Annotated in this window: 20 protein-coding genes and 2 pseudogenes; 10 read left to right on the top strand and 12 right to left on the bottom strand. The window is 68.2% G+C overall.

Going from position 1 to position 19,529, the window contains the following annotated elements:
- Positions 1 to 36: 36 nt before the first annotated feature.
- Complete coding sequence (locus tag AB0D12_RS36635) at positions 37 to 1,659, top strand: ISL3 family transposase (RefSeq protein ID WP_362693063.1); 1,623 nt, start codon at positions 37 to 39, stop codon at positions 1,657 to 1,659.
- Positions 1,660 to 1,680: 21 nt separating this feature from the next.
- Here the strand turns inward: AB0D12_RS36635 and AB0D12_RS36630 are convergent, their stop codons facing one another.
- Together AB0D12_RS36630 and AB0D12_RS36625 are read right to left on the bottom strand one after the other, a co-directional pair.
- Positions 1,681 to 2,328 (bottom strand): hypothetical protein, encoded by a 648-nt coding sequence (locus AB0D12_RS36630; protein ID WP_362693060.1) that lies wholly within the window; start codon positions 2,326 to 2,328, stop codon positions 1,681 to 1,683.
- 163 nt (positions 2,329 to 2,491) lie between these two features.
- Positions 2,492 to 3,088 (bottom strand): cadmium resistance transporter, encoded by a 597-nt coding sequence (locus tag AB0D12_RS36625; protein WP_362693058.1) that lies wholly within the window; start codon positions 3,086 to 3,088, stop codon positions 2,492 to 2,494.
- Between the two features lie 182 nt (positions 3,089 to 3,270).
- Between AB0D12_RS36625 and AB0D12_RS36620 the strand changes: the two genes are divergently transcribed.
- Together AB0D12_RS36620 and AB0D12_RS36615 are read left to right on the top strand one after the other, a co-directional pair.
- Positions 3,271 to 3,702, top strand: a complete 432-nt coding sequence (locus tag AB0D12_RS36620) for an ankyrin repeat domain-containing protein (protein WP_362693055.1) — start codon at positions 3,271 to 3,273, stop codon at positions 3,700 to 3,702.
- A gap of 158 nt (positions 3,703 to 3,860) precedes the next feature.
- Positions 3,861 to 4,043 (top strand): annotated as a pseudogene (locus tag AB0D12_RS36615) (IS5/IS1182 family transposase); the annotation flags it as partial.
- Positions 4,044 to 4,137: 94 nt separating this feature from the next.
- Here AB0D12_RS36615 and AB0D12_RS36610 read toward each other — a convergent pair.
- Together AB0D12_RS36610 and AB0D12_RS36605 are read right to left on the bottom strand one after the other, a co-directional pair.
- Positions 4,138 to 4,713, bottom strand: coding sequence for a GNAT family N-acetyltransferase (locus AB0D12_RS36610; RefSeq protein WP_362693052.1), 576 nt, complete (start codon positions 4,711 to 4,713; stop codon positions 4,138 to 4,140).
- Positions 4,714 to 4,871: 158 nt separating this feature from the next.
- Entirely contained in the window at positions 4,872 to 6,284 is a 1,413-nt protein-coding gene (locus tag AB0D12_RS36605) for a DUF2716 domain-containing protein (protein WP_362693049.1), read from the bottom strand.
- Between the two features lie 544 nt (positions 6,285 to 6,828).
- Here AB0D12_RS36605 and AB0D12_RS36600 point away from each other — a divergent pair.
- Entirely contained in the window at positions 6,829 to 7,371 is a 543-nt protein-coding gene (locus AB0D12_RS36600) for a hypothetical protein (RefSeq protein WP_362693046.1), read from the top strand.
- Positions 7,372 to 7,701: 330 nt separating this feature from the next.
- Here AB0D12_RS36600 and AB0D12_RS36595 read toward each other — a convergent pair whose 3' ends face one another.
- Entirely contained in the window at positions 7,702 to 8,013 is a 312-nt protein-coding gene (locus tag AB0D12_RS36595) for a hypothetical protein (RefSeq protein WP_362693043.1), read from the bottom strand.
- A gap of 262 nt (positions 8,014 to 8,275) precedes the next feature.
- Between AB0D12_RS36595 and AB0D12_RS36590 the strand changes: the two genes are divergently transcribed.
- The 4 genes from AB0D12_RS36590 (at position 8,276) to AB0D12_RS36575 (ending at position 12,143) form a co-directional block, all read left to right on the top strand.
- A complete protein-coding gene (locus tag AB0D12_RS36590) occupies positions 8,276 to 9,094 on the top strand; it encodes an alpha/beta fold hydrolase (protein WP_362693040.1) in 819 nt (272 codons plus the stop codon).
- A 529-nt stretch (positions 9,095 to 9,623) separates the two neighbouring features.
- A complete protein-coding gene (locus AB0D12_RS36585) occupies positions 9,624 to 11,150 on the top strand; it encodes an MFS transporter (protein ID WP_362693037.1) in 1,527 nt (508 codons plus the stop codon).
- Positions 11,095 to 11,703, top strand: coding sequence for a TetR family transcriptional regulator (locus AB0D12_RS36580; protein WP_362693034.1), 609 nt, complete (start codon positions 11,095 to 11,097; stop codon positions 11,701 to 11,703). Before AB0D12_RS36585 ends, AB0D12_RS36580 begins: the two co-directional genes overlap by 56 nt.
- 146 nt (positions 11,704 to 11,849) lie before the next feature.
- The gene (locus AB0D12_RS36575; RefSeq protein ID WP_362693031.1) at positions 11,850 to 12,143 is read left to right on the top strand and encodes a DUF1330 domain-containing protein; all 294 of its coding nucleotides are present in this window, start codon (positions 11,850 to 11,852) and stop codon (positions 12,141 to 12,143) included.
- Between the two features lie 247 nt (positions 12,144 to 12,390).
- On the opposite strand, the gene AB0D12_RS36570 is transcribed toward AB0D12_RS36575, so the two are convergent.
- On the bottom strand, positions 12,391 to 13,170 hold the full coding sequence (locus tag AB0D12_RS36570; RefSeq protein ID WP_362693028.1) for an alpha/beta fold hydrolase: 780 nt from the start codon (positions 13,168 to 13,170) through the stop codon (positions 12,391 to 12,393).
- A complete protein-coding gene (locus AB0D12_RS36565) occupies positions 13,130 to 13,507 on the bottom strand; it encodes a hypothetical protein (protein ID WP_362693025.1) in 378 nt (125 codons plus the stop codon). The genes AB0D12_RS36570 and AB0D12_RS36565 overlap by 41 nt, the downstream gene beginning before the upstream one ends.
- A 720-nt stretch (positions 13,508 to 14,227) precedes the next feature.
- On the opposite strand from AB0D12_RS36565, the gene AB0D12_RS36560 reads away from it, so the two are divergent.
- Entirely contained in the window at positions 14,228 to 14,581 is a 354-nt protein-coding gene (locus AB0D12_RS36560; protein WP_362693022.1) for a hypothetical protein, read from the top strand.
- A gap of 172 nt (positions 14,582 to 14,753) precedes the next feature.
- Here AB0D12_RS36560 and AB0D12_RS36555 read toward each other — a convergent pair whose 3' ends face one another.
- Positions 14,754 to 15,389 carry a TIGR03086 family metal-binding protein gene (locus AB0D12_RS36555; protein ID WP_362693019.1) on the bottom strand — a complete coding sequence of 212 codons (636 nt, stop codon included), beginning with the start codon at positions 15,387 to 15,389 and terminating at the stop codon, positions 14,754 to 14,756.
- 63 nt (positions 15,390 to 15,452) lie between these two features.
- Here AB0D12_RS36555 and AB0D12_RS36550 point away from each other — a divergent pair.
- Positions 15,453 to 15,638, top strand: a pseudogene (locus AB0D12_RS36550) (HTH domain-containing protein); the annotation flags it as partial.
- A 107-nt stretch (positions 15,639 to 15,745) separates the two neighbouring features.
- On the opposite strand, the gene AB0D12_RS36545 reads toward AB0D12_RS36550, so the two are convergent.
- The 4 genes from AB0D12_RS36545 to AB0D12_RS36530 all read right to left on the bottom strand — a co-directional run.
- Positions 15,746 to 15,910 (bottom strand): hypothetical protein, encoded by a 165-nt coding sequence (locus AB0D12_RS36545; RefSeq protein WP_362693016.1) that lies wholly within the window; start codon positions 15,908 to 15,910, stop codon positions 15,746 to 15,748.
- Positions 15,911 to 16,406: 496 nt separating this feature from the next.
- Positions 16,407 to 17,477, bottom strand: coding sequence for a 2,3-diaminopropionate biosynthesis protein SbnB (gene sbnB, locus AB0D12_RS36540; RefSeq protein ID WP_362693014.1), 1,071 nt, complete (start codon positions 17,475 to 17,477; stop codon positions 16,407 to 16,409).
- Positions 17,474 to 18,478, bottom strand: coding sequence for a TauD/TfdA family dioxygenase (locus AB0D12_RS36535; protein ID WP_362693011.1), 1,005 nt, complete (start codon positions 18,476 to 18,478; stop codon positions 17,474 to 17,476). Before AB0D12_RS36535 ends, sbnB begins: the two co-directional genes overlap by 4 nt.
- A 23-nt stretch (positions 18,479 to 18,501) precedes the next feature.
- Positions 18,502 to 19,529, bottom strand: a 1,028-nt coding sequence (locus AB0D12_RS36530) for a non-ribosomal peptide synthetase (protein ID WP_362693008.1), incomplete at its 5' end; no start/stop codon positions are given.

Here is a 19,529-nt window from a genome sequence, read left to right as displayed (position 1 = left end):
AGAGCCTTGATATTGGCTCTGGCAGCGGTTTCGTGAATGACGAGGTCAAACTGTGGCTTGGTCGGGAAAGCCCTGGTCATGGGGGTTGCACGGTTATCAGTTGAAGACCTGCTCTTTCCCGGGATAGCCGGGGTGACGGTGGAGCGTGTGGCGGCTTTCAGGGGCGAGCTGCTCGTGGACGCGTTGAGTACCTGCCCTTCGAGACCGTGTCCGGACTGTGGTGCGGTATCCCGTCGGGTGCACAGCCGCTACCGCCGCACTCTGGCCGACTGCCCAATAGGCGGTCGGCCGCGACTGGTCCGGCTGACCGTGCGCCGGTTCTTCTGCGATACTCCAACCTGCCTGCGTCGCACGTTCGTTGAGCAAGTCACAGGTCTGACGGAACGCCACCAGCAGGCCAGTGCTGCACTACGGAGCTGGCTCCGAGCTATCGCGGCAGAGCTGGGTGGCCGGGCTGGCGCACGACTGTGCAGGAAACTCTCCGTGCCCGCCGGGCGAATGAGACTCCTACGGCTGATCCACACTCCGGCGGTAACTGAGCAGGCCCCGAGGGTGTTGGGGGTAGACGAGTTCGCCTTCCGGCGAGGCGCTCGCTACGGAACCATCCTTGTCGACATCGAAACCCGGCGGCCGGTCGACGTCCTGGCCGATCGGACCTCCGAGACGCTGGCCACTTGGCTGCGCGAGCACCCTGGGGCCGAGGTGGTGTACCGAGACCGGGCCAGTGCTTATACCCGAGCCGTCAAAGAAGCCGCTCCGAACGCAACCGAGGTGGCAGATCGCTGGCACCTGTTGCGCAACCTCTCGCTCGCGGTGGAGAAGACCTGCCATGAGCATCGCCCCTGCCTGCAGAAATATGCCGAACACACCCAGCGGGCCGAGCCGAGGATGCCAGCACTGGAGGCCCTGCCGCCGACGTTGATCGTGGACCGGGTCGTACGGCGCCACGAGGAGATCAACCGTATGGTCGACGTCGGCTACCCGCTCAGCGAGATCGCCCGCCGCCTCGGCCTGGACCGCAAGACTGTGCGCCGCTACCGCGACACCAGCTTCGACGTCCTGCTCGCATCCGCCCGCGACCGCCGGAACGTACCCCTCGACCGGTTCAAGCCGTATCTGCAGGCCGAGTTCGCCGCCGGCAACACCGTTGCCACCGAGCTGTACCAGCAGATCCGCGAACGCGGCTTCCGCGGCGGGTACTCCACGCTCTCCCGCTACGTGGGGACCCTGCGTGACGGCACAGCCGTCCCGGCCCCCGCACCTGTCCCGGCTCCCCGCAAGATCACCGGCTGGATCATGCGGCCACGGGAGAACCTCCCACCGCGAGAGACCAATGCTCTGGAGCAAGTCCGCCTGGCCTGCCCAGACATCACCAACGCCTGCGACCTGGCCCGCGCCTTCGCCGACCTGGTCCGTCACCGTCGCGGCCACCTGCTGGGTGAGTGGATTCGGCAGGCCGAAGGCTGCGACCTGAGGCCGATCCGCTCCTTCGCCAGCTTCCTCCGCCAGGACATCGATGCAGTCACCGCCGGCCTCACCCTGTCCTACAGCTCCGGCGTGGTTGAGGGCCACGTCTGCCGAATCAAGCTCCTCAAACGGAGCATGTACGGCCGCGCATCCTTCGCACTCCTCCGAGCGCGGATTCTCACCCCACCGTGATGCCGACCCCTGTGCCGAAACTCAGCTTGGGCAACTGCGAGGAGATTCATTGCGCAGCCTCCAGATCTCCTTCCACTGCCGGGCGTGGTCGGCCGCCAACAGCGGGTCGGGCGCGTCGGCCCGCTGCACCGCGAGGCTGACCCCGCATTCCCTGCACAGTTGATGGATCCGGTAGACACCGTCGTGCCAGACGCTGGTGTTGTCCCGGTTTCCGCATACACGGCACGTCAGCGTAGGAGCTTCATCGGGCGGGACCGACGAACGAAGTACCCGCTCGACGACCACGGGCAGCGGCTCGTCAGGATGGATCGTCGGCTCGGGACAGTAGGCAATGTTCCCCCACCCACGCTGCCAGCCTCGCCAGGAATCGTCTGCTCTCACCTGCCGAAAGCCACGTGCTTTGTCCGCTCGGCGACTGTTGGCATAGGCACGCTCGTCAGCGAGCCAAAGCTGTCGGGCGTGATGCAACTCCTCTACGGCGCGTATGAGCGAGCCCGGATCCTTCTCCAGATTCTTTGGAATCCCCGCACTGAGGCAAAGATGGTGATACGTGGCTCGGAAGCCGTAGGGCGCGAAGTGGACAATGCAAGACCGCAGATTTGTATGTCGGACGCGCGCGGGCAGGCCCTTGTCGTAGACCCGTCTCTGGTGCGTGTTGAAGCTGCTCATCCCAGGACGCTACGGCCTACCGGGCACGGATCGCACTTCACTTCGGCGACCCGCGGTCTCGCCCCGGCCGTGCCCTTCACGAAACCGCTGCCAGAACCTTGATATTCCCCAGCTCTTGCTCTGCCAGGGCACAGACCTGCTCGCCGAAACTCCCCACCCGGCGCTACAGGCCGAAGGCGCCACCCTCGATGAGGATGAGCAGGCCGATGGCGATCAGGACCAGTGGCAGCAGGATGTGGCCCCACCGGCTGAGCGCCTTGGCGATGACGGGACGGGTGGCGAAGAACCGGCCTGCGAAACACCACACGCCCACCAGGATCAGGAAGACGACGGCGTACACGCTCATTCCGCCGACGCCGGCGGTGGCGAATACGGGGACGTAGACGCCAACGTTGTCACCGCCGTTGGCGAAGGTGACCGCGGCGACCTCCAACGCTTTGGGACCGCCCTCGGCCGCCTCTTGCTCGTCGTCCTCGTCACCATGGTGCTTCCACGCCTGCCAGGCCGCCTTCAGGCCGAGTGCCAGGGGCAGCAACCCCAGATAGGGGATGGCCGACGCGGGCAGGAAGGTGGCGCCGAACGCGGCGGCGACGGCGACGGCGAGGATCGCGGCGAAGCCGAGGTACTGGCCGATGACGATCCGACGGGCGGAGCCGGGGTGTCCGGCGCCCTGGGCGAAGAACAGGGACAGGATCAGGATGTCGTCGATGTTGGTGACGGTGAACAGCCCGGCTGCCTGCCCGACGATGCCCAGGTCCACAGGCGCATTCCCCTCTTCACACGGTTGCCCGGCGACAGTACCCGGCGCCCGCCACCCCACCGTTCGTCGGGCGCACCGCACCACCCAACTTGCCGTTCGCTACGCAGCGACCGTGGTCGGCGCTGCCATCAACGAGTGGATACAAGTGGCCCCGCCGCGCCCAGTCGTTAACCTCGGCACTCATGAACCAGCGGAAGCGGAAGAAGCTGTCCCGACATCTATTCGTAGCACTCTTGATGGGCGACACCATCAGAGTGAAGGCACATCTGCGGGCTGGGACCGACCCGAACCGAGCGGACAGTGAGGGCACCACTCCTCTCAATGTGGCATCCGTGAATGGAGAAGCCGAGATCGCCCGCCTGCTCCTGGCGGCCGGGGCCTCTCCGGACACCGAGAGCAGCGGACTCGGCTCGGAAGGCACGCCCCTGTGCGCAGCCGCATGCTGGGGACACACTGAAACGGTGCGCGAATTGTTGGCGCGCGGCGCCGATCCGAACCTTCGTGAAGATCACGGCACGGGCCGCTCACCAATCAACTGGGCGATCGACGGCCCTCATCCCGAAACCGTCGCTCTCCTCACCACAGCGGGAGCAACCCCCGCGGGAACCACATAGCATCGCCGTTCGTCATCAGGGCTCCAGCCAGTTCGCTGGATCTCACCACGAGCTGCTTTCGCAACAGGCCCTACCGGATGATCCGGCAGCAGTTGCGCATCGCGAGGCGCTCGGCCGGTCCCGGGACGGGCTGACCACCACCGCCGCGACCAGGCCCCAACCGGGCTCGTCGGGGCAATAGAGGCGGCCGGCCTCCGATGTTCGATACAGGGACCCATCGAGGCCGCAATGTGGTCGAGCGGTGCTTCGCGCGGTTGAAGCAGTTCCGGACCGTCGCGACCCGGTTCGACAAGCTCGCCGTCCGCTACCGTGCCGGCGTGGTCATCGGGTCGCTGATCCTGTTGGCTGAGAGATGCCGGAGCCTGAGAGAACCAACAGGCGAGTGGGGCACAACAGCCTGCCCTGGCGCCGCTCCGGGTCTCCCGCCCGTGCCCGTCAACAAGCCTCAGCGGCAGTCAGGGTGTTTGCCTGACGGCGAGTCAGTCGCCAGATCTGGACCTCGCCGGTCTCGGCCGGGGCGAGACGCTCGGCAGGGCGGCGGAGGTGCTCGGTGAAGCCGAGGCGGGCCGGGACGGCGCCGCTGGCAAGGTTGGCCGGGTCGTGGACGACCTCGACATAGTCGATGCCGGGAAGGCGGAAGGCCTGTTCGACCAGGGCGCGGGCGGTTCGGGTGGCCACGCCACGGCCGGTGGTGGCCGGGTGCAGCCAGTAGCCGATCTCACGGCTGCTGTCCGGGGTGTCATCACGCCGGCACAGTGCGCAGGCGCCGACGATGGCCCCGTCCAACACGATCGCGTAGGTGAACTCATCACCGCTCGCCCAGCGCTCCGCGCGGCCGGCCAGAAAGTCGGCGGTCCTGGCCAGGCTGTGCTCAGCAACCCAGGGCATCCACGGGCGCAGGTGGTCCAGGGACTCCTCAATGACCCGGAAGAGCTCCGGAAGGTCCACCTCGCCATTGAATGCGCGCAGCGCGAGGTCGTCCAGTTCGATCACCTGCTGTGGAAAGTCCATGCCGGGAGGATCATATGCAGCAGCCACTGTAGGCAACGGGATTTTGAAACGCGCTCCAGTGTGCCGATCACCTCAAGGTTCAGTAGACGATCGGCTCGTGTCAGCGCTCCGTCATGCTGAGCGCCTCATATAGCGGCTCGCCGTGCAGCGCCGAGGCGTCACGCACTTCGGTGCCCCTGGGCCGGAATCGGTCCCCTCGTCGACTCATACGTCCAGACGTTGCCGGTGTTACGGCCGCCGCGGCGCATCACCGTGCCGAGGACGGCCGTGAGGTCGTCCTCGACCTCGGCCAGGAGGTCGGCACCGAAGACGCACAGAGACTCCTCCCAGGGGTGCCAGAAGGTGCCCATGCGCAGGTCACGGGTGAGGAGTTTGTAGTACTCGCCTTCCCAGCACGCGGCGCCCGGCCACGTCGGTTGACCTGGGCCTCCGACGCGGGCGGGGTCGAAGCGGTATCCCTGATGCCACCAGCTGACCGAGAAGAGCGGCTCGTCGGGGCGGAGACGGGCGCGGAGCCCGCGTTCGACGACGGCCTGGAGGCGCTTGACCCGGTGGTCGTCGGGGAGATTGCACATCAGCCGGTGGAAATGGCGAGTGTCGGTGATGTCGCCAACGTGCCAGGTGACGGAGTCCGGTGGCTCCTCGATGCCGGGGTAGTAGGTGTAGCTGGGCTTGAAGGCGAAGCGGGCCTCGAAGTCGTCGCAGAGCGCGTCGTGTTCCCGGTCGTCCAGGAGCATGCTCACCGGGCGGGTGGACGCGGGCTGCGGCCCCTGGGGGGTCCAGCAGTAGGTGCGCACGGCCGACACGGCGCGGAAGCCGGCTGCGAGGAGGGCATCCTTGACCGGACCGGCGGGTGCCTCCGCCGTCAGATAGCGGCGGTCCGGTGCCGCGCCCATAGCCAGGTGGAGGCCATGGCTGTTGCGGGCCCACTGGACCCAGTGCGGCAGGAACTCGGCATGCGGGCCGGTCATACCGCGCACGGCTACGAACTCCGTGCGCCCCACGGCCTCAGCCCAGCCGACGCCGATGAGACGGGTCTCCGCCTCCAAGAGCTGGACGTTCAGGTCCCAGCTCAGACTGTTCCCGTGGTCCTCGCGGACGTCCGCCAGGCCGCGCGCGTACGGGCCACCGGCCTCGACGAGACGACGCATCTCCCTAGCCCGGTGGTAGCCGTAGCTCAGCCGCCGCACCCGCAGGCCCTTCGCCGGCGCCACCGCGCCCGTCACGTCGTCGAGGTCCGCGATCAGCAGCGTCCGTTCCGGACCGACGGCCGTGAAACCGGCGGCGCGCAGCGGTTCGTCCATGGAGACCGGGTCGTGGCCGTACGCCCGCCACTCGACCGGCTCGAAGCGGGCAGCGAAGGCCGCTTGCTGCCGACGGATCAGCCCGGTCACCTCCATCGGCCCGGTCCCGCCGGTCAACGGAGAATGGTGGACCGTGCCGTGCGTGCCGTAGTGGGTCCGAAGGACCGTGCCGTCCCCCTCGATGACGGCCCCCACGGGCGCCCGCTCCGGCACATGTCCCCGTACTTGTTCGTCATACGCTGCCAGCAGCGCGTCCACCCCGTCCATCGAATCCTCAGCCGGGCTCGTTTCAGTGCACGACCATGACCATTGTCAGGACGGTCGCCGCCACAGGCCAATCTTTTCCCGTCGAAGGAGCGGGCCGCCAGGACGTCGAGCCGGTGTCAGGGCGCTGGGGACCCAGGTCGAAGTTGGCGATCTTTCAGCACGTGGGCTCGGTCGGGTTCGGCGGCATCACTGTCCGGGTGCCGGCCGCCCACGATCCTTGTTCCCGCCTCGCTGGGGCCCGCCGCCGTGTCTATACGCGGAAGGGAGGAACTGTACTCGCTGTGGCGGAAGTTGACCTCACGGTGTGGAGATCGCCGGTGCGCCGGCTGAGGTCGACCGGCTGACCGCAGCGCTGATCGACGCGGCCGAGCTCAGGCCGGTGCGCATCTGACAGGAGGCCGAGTGTCCCGCCGGTGCGGGCCGCAGCGGCACGGCGTGCACCCGGAGCGACGGAGGAGGTAGGCGCCGTTCCCAGCAGTCCCAACGAGCCCGGTCGTATCGGTGTTCGCGCCCGCGACGGCGGGGCACGGGTCATAATCTGCTCGTGGAAACCGAACACGGGGTGCATCTGACCAGCCGGAACGGCCCGTTACCGGAGCCCGATCCTCCGGTACCGCCCTGGCCGGTGTGGCGGGCAGATTTTCCCGTCACCGCCCCGGCCGGACACCCCTACCTGCTCGCCACGGTGCGGATGACTGTTCCCTCCGGCAGACACTGGCAGCGCCACCGGCTGGTCGAAAACCATGAACTGCACACCCGCCTCGTCCCCCTGCTGGGCACCCTGCCGCTGAGTCACTCCTTTCTGCAGGAGCCGCACGGCGGACAGAAATGCCGCTTCCACGACGTCGCCGTGAAGGTGTGGCACGACAGCGACCCCGGCCGCTGGCCCAACACCCTCTACCGCCGGCTCGCCGCCGAGGACGGACAACGCCTGGGACTCGGTGAAGTCACCGTCACCCTCCGCCTCGAAACCCGGGACGGACACGTCCACCAGGCAGCCCGGACCATCAGCGAATGCAACGTACGCGCCGACGGCCGCCTCATACTCGCCCAACTCCCCCACGACCCCCTGCCCACCAGTACCTGACCCCTGCGCTCCGGCCGTGCCGGGCGATTGAGCCGTAGCTGCGTAGGAGGAAGGGCGGGCTCCCCGTCTTGGTGCACACCTTGGCGGACCCGAGCTGGACCGGGTCCTGGACGAGGCCCGGGTCGAGTACTCCACCGTCGACGCCACCGACCGCTCCATCGGTGCCACCGCCGCAGCCGTGCCAGCCGGTTGGGGACGCCTTGCGGCCCGCCTGAGCGGCCTTCCGTGGGACAGGGCATCGGGCGCCTTTGCGGACGTGGACGAAGAACTCGCCGGCCAGAAGCGGCCGGTCGTCGCCTTCGCCGCCGGTCAGCCGGGCAGCGGAACGGCTCAGAACCCCGCCATCGACTTGTCGAGCACCCCTCCCACCGCACCGTAAATGCTGCACCTTATCGAGTGCCTCAACCTTCTTCGGAGCGCGAAGCCCACCGAGAAGGAGGCCAGGAAGAGGACTCCTTCGACCACTGCGACCAGCGGGTTGTAGACGAAATATACGAAGGCAGCGATTCCAAGCCAGACGACGATGGGAAGCAGAGAACCGCGCAGGACGGTGCCGAAGCTGATCGATACCAGCCCGTCCGGCAGTACCCGCCCGTTCCACACTTCAATGTGGGTGCGCGTCGCACAGTGCTCATTGGTCATGCGCTGATCAGATCACCCTCGCTCTGATATGCGCGATGCTCCATAAGAAACGGCCATGTCATCCCGTCCCGGTTGGCCGGAGCTTCTTCGTGCGTCACGCCCCTACGGACCACCGAGGCCATGGCCGCCGGCGGGAGGCGGCGCTCGGTCGGTGGTGCCGCTGAGTCAGGAAATCTCGTTACGTGCCTCCGGCCGGGCAAAGTCGCCACAAGGCAGAATGCGCGGTGGAGGCGGGGGCCGAAACTCCGGGAAGGCGGCCGTTATGAGCACCATCGACATCGGCGACGCCACTGTCTACTACGAGCAGCGTGGTCGCGGTCCTGCGGTGCTGTGCATTTCGGGAGTCACTGGCGACGCCGGGCTATGGACGAGCACGGCCGAGGCGCTCGCGGACGAATTCACCATAGTGTCCTATGACCGGCGGGGTAACTCGCGAAGTCCGCGTCCTGAGAACTGGGTCTCGACGTCCGTCGATGAACAGGCCGATGACGCTGCGGGGTTGCTGCGCGGACTCGGTCTCGCTCCGGCCGTGGTGTTCGGTGCGAGCGGCGGTGGAGTCATTCTGACCAACCTCGTGCTGCGTCACCCCGAAGTGGTCCGCGCGGCGATCTTCCATGAGCCGCCGTTCATCTCCGTCAGCTCCGACCCAGATGAGGTAGGCAGGCTCATGGGTGCTTTCTTCGAAAAGGGCATGGCGATGGGTGGGCTGTCGGGTGCGCTGGGGGCTCTGCTCCGCTGGGCCTGGGGCGAGGAGGGCCTGGCGGCCGTCGAACCACAGGTCCGTGAACGGCTGTTGTCCAACGCAGAGGTGTTCCTCGGCGTGGAACTCGGGGCCTTCATCGAGTACCTACCCACACCTGAGGAACTCTCCCGTGTAAAGGTCCCGCGCATCGTCACGGCCGGCGCCGACAACCGCGACCCGAGTGCGGTCTACCACCACGGGTACGAAGAATCGCAGTGGCTCGCCACCCAGATGCACACTGAACTCCTCGAACTCCCGGGCCGGCACGTGCCCTACCTCACGCACCCGGCCGCGCTCGCCGAGGCCTTGCGCCCCCATCTGCGCGCCCTCACCAACTGACCACGAAGCGGGCCACCGACTCCTGCCGAACGCGAGGCCGCGGACGTCGGCCCCGCAAGGCCTCGTGGACACCATGCGCGGCCGACTCGAAGTGTGCGTGACCACACTGCTGATCCCCCGAGCTCTGTCACTGTCGCGCATGACCGGCTATCGGCTGGCCGTCACGACAGAGGTCGGGGCCGGCCGGACTGCGCAACGCCGCAGGTCCGTCCGGGATGCCGGGCACCTCATCAAGGGCCCTGCACATCCGTACCGGTGTCCGGCCTCGATGTCGAGCATCATCGGCCCGAGCGGTTGGCCGTCCCGACCGAAATCGGCCTGCTCAGGTCCGGCACCGCCGTGCCGGCCGTCGCGGCTTGAGGCCGTCGTGGCAGGCGGCGTCCACGGAACCGCATTGCGAGGTGAACGACGTTCACCTACAGTGGTGAACGTCATTCACCTTCAAGAGGGTTTCGCAGTGCCCACTGATTCGCCGTCCCCATCCCCGCCCCCGTCCCCATCCCCGTCTCCGTCCGCCGATCGCCGCGTCATGGCCGTTCTGGCGGCAGGGGGTATCGTCACCACGCTGGTGCAGACCGCCGTCGTGCCGCTGCTGCCGCAGTTGCCTCGGCTGACCGGCGCGGCGCCGGTCGATGTCGGGTGGGTGGTCACGCTCACGTTGCTGACAGGGGCGGTCGCGACGCCGTTGCTGGGGCGGGCCGGGGACATGTACGGCAAGCGGCGGATGTTGTTGGTCGCGCTCGGTGCGCTCGCCGTCGGGTCGCTGGTGTGCTCGTTCGCCTCCACCCTCCCTTGGCTTTTGGCCGGCCGTGGGCTGCAGGGGGTGGGGGCCGCGGTGGTGCCGCTGTCGATCAGTTTCCTGCGGGGCGTGCTACCGCCGCATCGGACGGGTTCGTCGGTGGCGCTGATGAGTTCGACGGTGGGGATCGGTGCTGCTCTCGGTCTGCCACTGGCCGCGCTGCTGGTGCAGTTCGCGGACTGGCATGCGATGTTCTGGGCGATGACCGTGCTCTCGGCGGCGGTGCTCGTGCTGGCGTGGTGGGTGCTGCGGGAGGAGCCGGTTCGGTCGCCGGGGCGGTTCGACCTGGTCGGGGCGTGCGGGCTGAGTGCGGGGCTGGTGCTTTTGCTGTTGGCGTTGTCCAAGGCGGGTGAGTGGGGGTGGGGTAGTCGGCGGATTCTGGGTCTGTCGGGGGCGGCGCTGCTGATCCTGGCGGGGTGGACCGTCCAGCAGCGCCGGGTGTCGCGGCCGCTGGTGGACGTGCGGCTCGCGATGCGTCCGGCGGTTCTGCTGCCGCATGTGGCCGCGTTGTTGGCCGGGTTCGCGTTCTACGCCAACTCCCTCGTCACCGCGCAGCTGATCCAGACGCCTCGGGTCACCGGGTACGGTCTGGGTCTCTCGGTGGTGGCGGCGGGTGCGTGCCTGCTGCCCAGTGGTGTGATCATGGTGCTGTGCGCTTCCTTGTCCGCCCGACTGTCCGCCGCCCGTGGGGCCAAGGCCACGCTGACCCTGGGCACGGTGGTCATCGCGGCCGGGTATGGGCTGCGCTTCGCCGACAGTCGGCAGTTGTGGGCGGTCATCGCCGGTGCGGCCGTTGTGTCGGTCGGCACGGCGCTCGCCTACTCCGCGCTGCCCATGCTGATCATGCGGGCGGTGCCGCTGGAGCAGACCGCCGCGGCGAACGGCCTCAACGTCCTCATGCGCACCATCGGGCAGGCCCTGTGCAGCGCGGTGGTCGCCACCGTGCTGGCGGAACACACCCGCGTGTTCGCCGGCGTGTCGGGCGTGGCCGTGGCGGCGCCTACCCTGGACGGGTACCGCGTGGCCTTCGCCGCGGCGGGGGCGGTCGCGTTGCTGGCCTGTGCGGCCGCCCGCCTCATCCCGCGCCAGCCGCGACCCGCGCCGTCCCCCCTCCAGGAGACTGAACACGATGCCCGGCCCGAGCTCCGCCTCCCCCCGCAGCGGCCGCCCGCGAACGACGTCCAGGAACCCGCCGGCACCGGTGCCGGCGCCGCCGACGCCCGGCCCGGCACCGGACCGGGCGGCACGACCGCGTGACGCCGACGCGCGGCGCGCGGAGATCCTCGCCGCCGCCCGGCGTGCGTTCGCGCGCCATGCCTACGCCGACACGACCATCGCCGCCATCGCCGATGACGCGGGCGTCAGCCCGGCGCTCGTGATGAAGTACTACGGCTCCAAGGAGCACCTGTTCAACCAGGTCTTCACCTTCGACGCCGACGCCACCGCCCTGTTCGACGCCCCTTTGGACGGCCTCGCCCGGCACATGGTCCTGCACCTGCTCGCCACCCAGCGCGGCCAGACCCGCGACCCGATCCTGCGCATCGCCTTCTCCCGTCACCACCTGGAACTCGGCGGACAGGCCCGGGCCAACTTCCGCACGCAGGTCATCGACGCCCTCGCCGCCCGACTCCCCGGGCCGGACGCCGCGCTGCGAGCGGAACTGGCCATCGGCGTGCTGCTCGGCCTCGGGGCCCTGTACGCGACCGTCCAGGCCGACCAGCTGACGAGCCTGGCCCCCGACGAAGTCGCCGATCTGTACATCCCACTCCTGCAACCCCTGCTCGACGGCGAGGCTCCTGCGCGTCGCTGACCAGTACGTTCCCTGAACCACCCCGGTGATCTTCCGCCGGGTACGCTCGCTCGCAGCAGTGAATCCGGCGTCAGACGTGCACTTTCCGACGTGCACTTTCCGACGTGCATTCTCGGACGCGCACTTTCCGAACACTGGAGGTTCTCGTGGCCAAGGGCTACTGGGTCAGCGCCTACCGCACCATTTCCGACCCCGAGAAGCTGGCTGCCTACAACAAGCTGGCCGGTCCGGCCGTCGAGGCCGGAGGCGGACGGCTGCTCGCCCGCGGCGGGCGGGTCGTCGCCCACGACGACGGCGTCGCCGAGCGCGTCGTCCTGATCGAGTTCGACAGCTTCGAACAGGCCGTCGCAGCTCACGCGAGTGAGGCCTACCAGCAGGCGCTGCTCGCCCTGTCCGACGGCGTCGAGCGCGACTTCCGCATCATCGAAGGCGTTTTATAAGCGGATCCCGCCCCCAGGGGCCCTCGTCAGTACCTGCCACGCCACTGGACTCGTTGCGGCGGGCCCATGGGCTTCCGCTTCGAGGGCATAACGACCCGTCATCCGGACTGGCTTGCGCCTGGGGGGGAACGCTGGGCAAGTTCAACCGCCTGGAGAGCGCGCCTACGCGTACCGCCACTTCCGAGTTCCCGACGGCCAGATGGCCTTGACGAAGACCCGCAGGCGATCCGCTCGGCCGCCTACCGCCCTATGCTCGGTCGGCCACGAACCAGTCGAGCGCCGCAGTCAGCTCCGCCGGCTTCTCCACCGGCAGTTCGTGGCCGGCGTCCACCATCCGGACCAGCGCGTCCGGGTAGGCCTTGGCCATCCGAAGCATCTGCGCGACGGGCAGCTGGATGTCGTGGTAGCCGTGCACCAACAGGGTGGGCGTGCGGATCTCGCCGACCCGGTCGAGGACGTCGAAGGTCCGCATGGCGGCGTAGCACGTCATGACCACCTCCCGCGGCGTGGCCGAGGAGGCCCGGATGTACTCGCGAATCTCCTCGCGCGGGTAGCCGGGGGCAAAGGCTCGCTGGATGTTGGCGGCGACGAACAACTTGAACGGCACCAGCGTGGATACCGCCATCAGCAGGCCCCTCCCCCGGCTGTAGGTCATCCGGCTGATCGAGTTCACCAGTACGAGGCGCTCGATCCGCTCGGGATGGCCGAGGGCGAGGGTCTGCGCGATCATCCCGCCCATGGAGTGGCCGACGGGTATGAACCGGTCGACCTTCAGGTGGTCGAGGAGGGCAAGGACGTCCGCGGCCAGCTCTTCGATCGTCCGCGCCCCCGACCCGCTGCTCTCGCCGTGCCCGCGCAGGTCGAGCCGTATGACCCGCCGCTTCGGGGCGAAGTGTGCCGTCTGGTGGTCCCAGCGGTGCCGGTTGGCCGTCCAGCCGTGGATGAACACCAGGGGCACGCCGTCACCGTCACGGGGGCCCTCGTCGTCATACCTCAGTGCTGCGCCGTCGAGAGCGAGCTGCGGCATGGGTCGTTACCTCCTGGGGTGTGGTCCGGGTACGGCCGGGTGCTGCCTCCGGCCGCCCCGGAAGACGTCCGTCACCGCCGCTTGCCGAGGAAGTCGAAATGTGCCCGAACACGTCGAGGGCGGCGCCCCGGCCGAGGAACGTGTCGGGGTGACCGTAGCCGGGAATCTCGGTGTACGCCACGTCCAATTGCGGTTGCCGCTGGGCGAGTACCTCGTGGCAGAGCTTCTGGGAGTCCAGCCACAGCCCGTTGTCGTAACCCGCGAGCAGCAGGACGGGGGTGTCGATACGGCCTGCCGCGTCCAGCGCGTTGCGCGACCGCCCGGTAGCGGTGGTCACCGTCGTACCGGCGCACCCACGCTCCGGGCCGGCTCGATCCGGAGCAGATGCGGCGCAGATGCGGCAGGATCCACAGCGGCGCGGGGCCGAGCAACTCCGCGAGCCGGTTGTGGGCGGCCTCGGACAGGTGCTCGTGCACGAACATCGAAATGCCCGTGCCCCACGCCGAGTTGTGCCGCTGACGCTGATCGATGACGCCTGGGTCGTGGTCTTCTCCTGAGGCGTTCGTCGGGAGTCTGGCCGCCAAGGCCGCCGTGGGGCGACGGTAGTTGCAGTGGTTCTCCCAGTCGCGCAGCTCGTCGTTGAAAGACGCCCGCATCGTCAATGATGACCCCGTCGAGGAGCCGGTAGAACTCTTCGGCATCGATCCGGTGGGAGCGTTCGACCTTTCCGTTCAATTCGGCCGGTGGACACAACAGTTGGCGCCACGTCCTGATCTGCGCCAACGCCATATTCGCCGTGTCCGGTGGTGGAGCAAGGTCAGCAAGGGGCGTGGGGGTCCCTGAACACACGGCGACAGTGCTCGGATCTGACCGGGACAAGATATGGAAATGGCCTTGACCAGGCCGGACAACGTGCGGCTGTCCGGGACAGCCGTTTGTCATTGCCCCGTTCCGGCAACAGCAGAAGGCTCGTCGCTGACCGGTCAACCGATGAACCCTGCTGAACCGCGGGGCCGGACGCAGTCCAGCTGAATCGGATCTGAAGTGAGGAGAGTTCATGCGGTTCCAACAGACTGACCGCGGCACGCTGCGGGGGAAGATCAGCCTCATAGCGGCATCTGGAGTACTCGCGGGTGTCGGCTTGGTGGGAGCGGCTGCAAGCGCCCACGCGGTGGAGAGCGGGGCGTCAGGCGCCAGGGCCGTAACGTGCAGTGTCGGGGTCGGCCACACCGCGGTATGGGCGAAGTGCAGTGGCAACGGTTATGCCCGACTGAGCTACTGGTGCAAGACCACACCGTGGGGCGACACCTGGCAGCTGAAGCGCACGGGCTACGAACGAGTCAACGGCTCGCACACCATCAGTCGCGAGTGCGCGTACGAGGCAGCCAGCCCAAGCTGGGACGCGCGCTGACGACAGAGCAACTTGGCCAGGCTCTATGCCTGTCACGCTTCACCTCAACCCGTACGACGAGCTCAACGGTGGGCCACGCACAGCTCGGGCCTACAACAACGCGGCCCCCCAGCTCCCATTTCGATACGCACTGTGGCCATTTACGTTGGCTGTCATTGCCACGTCTTCCGGCTTACGGCTGTCGGCCGTACCACGCCACGAGCCGGTCGATCTCCGGCGCGTCCGCATCGACGTCCACGACCGCGGCGAACGGCATGTGGCCGCCGCGCGGTTCGGCCGGCACGGCGCGTCGCATGGCCGTAAGGCAGACCGCCAGCACCGCCGGGTCCCATGAGGGGCACTGGCCGGTCGCGGTGGCCAAGTCCCAGGTGTGCAGGGTGAACTCAGTGGTGTAGACGATGGCGGCGGCCGCACCCGGCAGGGTGCCGAACGGCAGGCGCAGCGGTCGGCTCAGGATCGCGGGCTCAGACCACACGGCCTCGACCTCGCGGGCGGCGGCGTCCCAGGCCGTCGTCCAGTCGCCGTCGGCGACGTCGTCCGCAATCGCCGGGACGCTGAAGGGGTCACCGCCGCGCCCGATCACGGCAACCCTGCGCAGGATGGCGACGAGGTGGTTGGACATCTGCCGGACGGTGTACTCGGTGCAGGGCGTCGGCCCGTCAAGCTGGTCAGCACTTACGGCGGCAAGCGTGCGCCCCGCTAGGGCGATTGCCTTCGCGAGGCCCGGACGGGGGTCGGCGCCAGGGGCAATTGCGGGTGCGAGGGTGACGGCGGTCAGCGTCTCGGCAACGTTCGCTGTTTCGGTCATGAGTCCCATCCTGGAAGCCAAATAGGCCATCTTCTGGCCAGTTTCTGGAAGAGATTGATCGGCATGAGAGCTGATCGTCTGGTGGCGACGCTGCTGTTCCTGCAGACGCGCGGGCGGGTGACCGTGGCCGAGATGTCAGCGGAACTCGAGGTGGCCGCACGGACGGCCCGCCGTGACCTGGAGGCGCTGGCGACCGCTGGCAGTCCCGTCTATTCACAGCGCGGGCGGGGCGGCGGATGGTCGCTGGTGGCGGAGCCCCAACTCGACGCGCTGCAGCGTGGGCACCTTCTGATCCGTCGCTCTATCCGGATCGGCTACTGAATTTGAATGCGTGATGCCGGTCGGCGTGATCGTGTTCAGTTGTCCATCGTCAGGCCAGTGCCTGTGAGGCATCCGTTGACCAGGTGTGGCCGGTACTGGATCTGATTGAGGCTTCGTTTCATGGCTCTGGCGAGCTGGTCGAGATTCGCGGCAGCGAGGTTGCCGATGGTCCGTTTGACCAGCGACCAGATGCCTTCCAAGTCGCCGCCCTGCCCTCACAGCCCACAAGTACCGGGACCACCCGCCGACTGTCGGGCGAACGACCCCGACGAGGACGTCGCCGCAGTCACAGCGCGTGTGGTGATTCCTGCGGGCCACGGCCACACTGCCCCGAACCGCGGAGAGCGTCACCACTATGGCCCTCAAACGACGACCTGTTCGGTGCCGCGGAAGGGTACTTCCGCTCGTCGATCCCCTTCTCCCTTGCCGAGCTTGCTGCCACAGGTCAGTCCCTCGAACCATGACCTCGAACACTCACAGTTCGCGCCGGGGTCCGTTCCCACGCCAAGCCACCGAACCAACCCTCCGCCCAGCCGTAACTTCCCGGTCCGCATCCCGGCCTCAGTCCGTCCCGGGCAGGGCTCCGCACAGACATCCGTCGATGCCTGTCCCGGCGGCGGAGCGCTCTGCTCCTGGCCTTCGGCAGCGGATACGGTCCGTTGGCCTCCTCCTCCGCGGCAGGGTGCTGTGGGCCGGTTATCCGTGCCGGCGCAGGTCGTGGAAGAAGTCCTCGATGACGAGGAGCTGCCCGGAGCGGGCCGTCTCGTCGTAGACGTATTTGCCGACGGCGAGGTCGAGTACTCCGAGGCCGAAGGGTGAGAACACCAGTGGCCGGTCCATGGGGGGTGTCACTCGTCCGGTCATGACGTCGTCAAGTGTGCCGTGGAGGAAGTCGCGGTTGCCGGTGAGCTGTTCGGCCAGGTGCGGAGAGGTGTTGGCTTTGAGGCAGTGTTCGACGTCGTCGACGATGTTGGTTGAGGCGAGGATGATCTCGGGTGCGAGGTCGCGCAGGGACACGTGCAGGACCAGGGGGTTGTGGTCGAACCAGGCCGGGTCGCTGATGTGCGGCTCGCCGGCGATGGTGGCGAAGACGACGAGGTCGCTGGAGCGGATCAGTTCCTCGGGGCTGTCGTGCACGGTGATCCGTCCGGCCGTGCCGGTCTGTTGGAGGTAGTCGCGGAAGCCGGCGGCGCTGTCGGGAGACAGGTCGTGGACGCCGGTCTCGTCGAACGTCCAGCCGGTGCCGGTCAGGAAGGTGTGGATGTAGCGGGCGATCAGGCCCGTGCCGAAGAAGCCGATGCGGGTGGGCCGTTGCCGGTTTCGGGTGAGGTGGTCGGCGGCGAGGGCGGCCGATGCGGCGGTTCGGGTGGCGCTGATGATGGAGCTTTCCAGGCAGGCGAAGGGGTAGCCGGTGTCGTGGTCGTTGAGGATCAGGACTGCGGAGGCCCTGGGAATGCCGGCCTGGACGTTGTCGGGGAAGCTGGAGATCCATTTGAGGCCGTCCACCCGCACTTGCCCGCCGATCGAGGCGGGCAGCGCGATGATCCGGGAGGAGGGGCGGTCGGGGAAGCGCAGGAAGTAGGAGGGTGGGTTGACCGACTCTCCGGCGGCGTGCAGCTGGTAGGTGGCCTCGACGAGGTCCACGATCTGCTTTTCCCGGTCCTGCAGGGCGTGCTGGACCTGGGCGCCGGAGATCACTGCGAACGGTGGCACGGTGTGCGGCTGGGACATGGCGGGCTCCATTGCGGTGGAACGGACGGTAGTCATCCGGCGCTTACCTCGGCGATCGGCGGGCACTCGGCCAGGCGCAGCGGCTCGGCCATCGCGACGAGTACCTCACGTGGTCCTTGGAAGGCCTCCCTGCTGTGCGCGGTGCGCACATTGTCGACGAGCATGAGGTCGCCGGCCTGCCACGGCTCGCGGGTGGTGTGGGCCGTGTACGTGTCGTTGAGGAGCTGAATGATGTCCGGGCCAATAGGGTCGCCGCCTCCGAAGCGGGTGTTGAACGGCAGTCCCTCGGCGCCGTAGACGTCGATGAGGTATTCGCGGATTTCGGGTTCGATCGTCCATTCGTTGAGGAAGGCGATCTGGTTGAACCAGCAGCGGCGGCCGGTGACCGGGTGGGCCGTCACGGCGGGGCGGCGCTGACGGGTGCGCAGGCTGCCGTCGGGTTGCCAGGCGAATTCGATGGCGCCTGCGCGGCAGTAGTCCTCGATGGCGGTCCGGTCGTCGGTGCCGAAGGCCTCGGCGCAGGAGGCGCCGATCTCGTCGCTGTAGGTGCGGGTCAGCAGCCAGCCTTCCTGTTCGAACCGGTGGACCACTTCGGGCGGCAGTGCCTCGAGCACGGTGGGGGCGTCGGCGATGGCGGTGGCTCCGCCGGTGGTGGGTGCGGTCAGGCAGGCAAACAGCATGAGGCAGGGGGGATGCAGGGTGTAGCTGAGTTCGTGGTGCATGCACATCGGCTGGTTCGGCGGCCAGGTCGAGGAGGAGTACACGCCCGGGGTGTAGGTCTGGCGGGGGGCGAAGGCTTCCTTGTCGGTCATCAGGGCGGGGGCCAGGCGGCGGAGGACGGCGCCGGCCTGGTTCGCGTCGCGGAGCTGCAGGCCTCGGATGAGGAGCGCGCCGTGTTCGGTGACGAGGGAGCGCAGGTTGTGGCGATGTTCGGCCGCCCAGCCTGGCGCGTCGTCGGGGGCGTCGGTGTGCAGGATCGCGGGTTTGCCGGGGTCCAGGTCCACGTTGAGCAGGGACACCGGGGTCGGGTACGGCATGGTGCTTTTCCTTTCGATGTGGTTCAGGAGGAGGCCAGTAGTTCGGTTGCGGGTCGCTGAGGTCTGTCCTCGACCAGTTGGGCGAGGTCGGCGAGGACCGGGTGGCCGGTGACGTCCTTGGGGGACACGGCGCGGTCCAAGGCAATCGCAAGCTTCACCGCCGACAGTGAGGTGCCGCCGCGGTCGAAGAAGTGGTCCCGCCGTCCGATCCGGTCCTGCGCGATGCCGAGCACCGTCGCCCAGGCGGCCGCCAGCCGCTGTTCGGTCGGCGTGGCCGGCGGCTCGTGATCGTCCTCGCCGGTGCCGAGTTCCAGGGCGAGCGCGCACAGCTTCTTCTTGTCGATCTTGCTGTTGGCGGTCAGCGGCAGACTCTGACGCCAGTGGAAGGACGCCGGGATCATGTACGCGGGCAGTGAGATGGCCAAGCGGTCCTGCAGGATGCCGGGCTCCAGGGGCTGGGGGCTGCAGTAGAAGGCCACCAGCTGCTTGCTCTGGTCGCCCCGTTCGACCACCACCACCGCGCCGTCGCGGACATCGGGGAGGCGCAGCAGGGTGTTCTCGATCTCGCCGATCTCGATCCGGAACCCGCGGATCTTGACCTGGGCATCGCGGCGGCCAAGGAACTCCAGCTTCCCCGAAGGGTGCCAGCGGCCGTAGTCGCCGCCGAGATAGAGCCGCATGCCTTCGTGGTGCGGATCGGCCAGGTAGGCCGCCTGGGTGCGTTCGGGGTCGTTGATGTAGCCGCGGCCGACACAGAGCCCGGAGAAGACGATCACGCCCGGGGCACCCAGCGGCACCGGCGTGAGGTGTTCGTCGACGACGTACACGCGCACGTTGTTGACCGCGCGGCCGAGCAGGATCCGGTCCGGCGCCCGGTCCATGACCTCGTGGTTGGTGTCGTCCGAGGTCTCTGTCAGCCCGTAGGCGTTGACCAGCCCAATCCCTGGCTGGGCGGTGAACCAGCGCTCGGCGAGCTCCTTCTTCAGCGCCTCACCGGTCACCGACACGTACCGCAGATCGGGCAGCGTGCGGGGGTGCCGTTCGAGATCGG

Source organism: Streptomyces sp. NPDC048479 (assembly GCF_040651435.1).
Classification (GTDB): Bacteria; Actinomycetota; Actinomycetes; order Streptomycetales; family Streptomycetaceae; genus Streptomyces.
Note: the sequence above shows the minus strand (reverse complement) of the source record. Positions and strands in the feature narration are given on the sequence as shown.

Excerpts from the sequence above, each read along its gene's own strand:
- AB0D12_RS36635 (WP_362693063.1), top strand. The coding sequence starts at position 37 with ATGACGAGGTCAAACTGTGGCTTGGTCGGGAAAGCCCTGGTCATGGGG.
- AB0D12_RS36630 (WP_362693060.1), bottom strand. The coding sequence starts at position 2,328 with ATGAGCAGCTTCAACACGCACCAGAGACGGGTCTACGACAAGGGCCTG.
- AB0D12_RS36620 (WP_362693055.1), top strand. The coding sequence starts at position 3,271 with ATGAACCAGCGGAAGCGGAAGAAGCTGTCCCGACATCTATTCGTAGCA.
- AB0D12_RS36610 (WP_362693052.1), bottom strand. The coding sequence starts at position 4,713 with ATGGACTTTCCACAGCAGGTGATCGAACTGGACGACCTCGCGCTGCGC.
- AB0D12_RS36605 (WP_362693049.1), bottom strand. The coding sequence starts at position 6,284 with ATGGACGGGGTGGACGCGCTGCTGGCAGCGTATGACGAACAAGTACGG.
- AB0D12_RS36595 (WP_362693043.1), bottom strand. The coding sequence starts at position 8,013 with ATGACCAATGAGCACTGTGCGACGCGCACCCACATTGAAGTGTGGAAC.
- AB0D12_RS36590 (WP_362693040.1), top strand. The coding sequence starts at position 8,276 with ATGAGCACCATCGACATCGGCGACGCCACTGTCTACTACGAGCAGCGT.
- AB0D12_RS36585 (WP_362693037.1), top strand. The coding sequence starts at position 9,624 with ATGGCCGTTCTGGCGGCAGGGGGTATCGTCACCACGCTGGTGCAGACC.
- AB0D12_RS36570 (WP_362693028.1), bottom strand. The coding sequence starts at position 13,170 with ATGCCGCAGCTCGCTCTCGACGGCGCAGCACTGAGGTATGACGACGAG.
- AB0D12_RS36560 (WP_362693022.1), top strand. The coding sequence starts at position 14,228 with ATGCGGTTCCAACAGACTGACCGCGGCACGCTGCGGGGGAAGATCAGC.
- AB0D12_RS36555 (WP_362693019.1), bottom strand. The coding sequence starts at position 15,389 with ATGACCGAAACAGCGAACGTTGCCGAGACGCTGACCGCCGTCACCCTC.
- sbnB (WP_362693014.1), bottom strand. The coding sequence starts at position 17,477 with ATGACTACCGTCCGTTCCACCGCAATGGAGCCCGCCATGTCCCAGCCG.
- AB0D12_RS36535 (WP_362693011.1), bottom strand. The coding sequence starts at position 18,478 with ATGCCGTACCCGACCCCGGTGTCCCTGCTCAACGTGGACCTGGACCCC.